The organism is Sinorhizobium saheli, from assembly GCF_001651875.1.
Lineage (GTDB): Bacteria > Pseudomonadota > Alphaproteobacteria > Rhizobiales > Rhizobiaceae > Sinorhizobium > Sinorhizobium saheli.
On sequence record NZ_LNQB01000002.1, the window covers coordinates 1 to 1,052 of the forward strand.

General features: G+C 64.4%; 1 protein-coding gene. It reads left to right on the forward strand.

Annotation, left to right across the window (positions count from 1 at the left end; translation table 11 throughout):
* Positions 1-93: 93 nt before the first annotated feature.
* Positions 94-1,052 (forward strand): glycerophosphodiester phosphodiesterase family protein (locus ATB98_RS00010; RefSeq protein ID WP_066867462.1); only part of this gene is annotated, 959 nt, incomplete at its 3' end.

Below are 1,052 nucleotides of genomic sequence, written 5' to 3' on the forward strand. Positions count from 1 at the left end.
AAGTTTTCATCGAGCTGTCATCGCTGATTCACGACGCTGTCACGCCCGGCCTCTACGCGCTTCAGAACCGAAACCGGCTCAGGAGCGAATCGCATGCACTGGACTGCTGTCTTTTTCTCCGCCCTCGTTTTCGCGTTCTTTTGTCCGCCGGCATTTTCTGCCGAGGCGACCCGCGCGACCCAGATCCTCGACCGGCTGAAACACGCGAATGACTGGCGGCACCACGTCATGGTCGTCGCCCACCGCACCGGCTGGAAACAGCAGGGCGAGATGGTCCGGGCGGAGAATTCGCTCGAAGCGATCCGCAATGCCATCGCCCTCGGGGCCGAGATGGTCGAACTCGACGTGCGCAAATCCGCGGACGGCACCTTGGTCCTGATGCACGACGACTTCCTCGACCGCACGACGACCTGCCGGGGCGAAACCAAGACCCGGACGGTGGCCGAGTTGAAGCTCTGCCGTCTGATCGTCGAGAGCCGCGGCATCGTGACCGACGAGACCGTTCCGACCCTGAAGGAGGCCCTTCTGGTCGCCAAGGACAGAATTCTCGTCAATATCGACAACAAGCTGACGGCGGCTGTCCTGCCAGAGATCGCCGCCGAGGCACGGGCCCTCGGGATGGCCGACCAGATCCTTATAAAGGAAAATCTCTGGAACCAGCGCCGCATCGCCGAAACCCAGGCGCTGATGACTGCGGTCGGCCCCGACGTCACCTTCATGCCGATCCTCGCCGACGACGCGGTTCATGATGCCCGCTTCATGGCCCAGGCAACCGATGCCTTCGGCGCGCCGGCGGCCGAACTCGTCAACTGGCATGCCGGCAGCACGCCAATGACGGAGGATGGCGGCGTGCTGTTCTCTACCAAGGCCCGCGCCGAGGCAATCCGCGGCAACTGGCACCTCTGGGTCAACACATATCCGATCGTCAACCGCCCACCCGGCATGTTGGCGGGCGGGCGCGGCGACGAGCGTGCCGTCCTCGACGGCCGACCGCAGGAAAGCTGGGGCTTCTGGATCGACCGCGGCGCCACCATCATCCAGACCGACGAGCC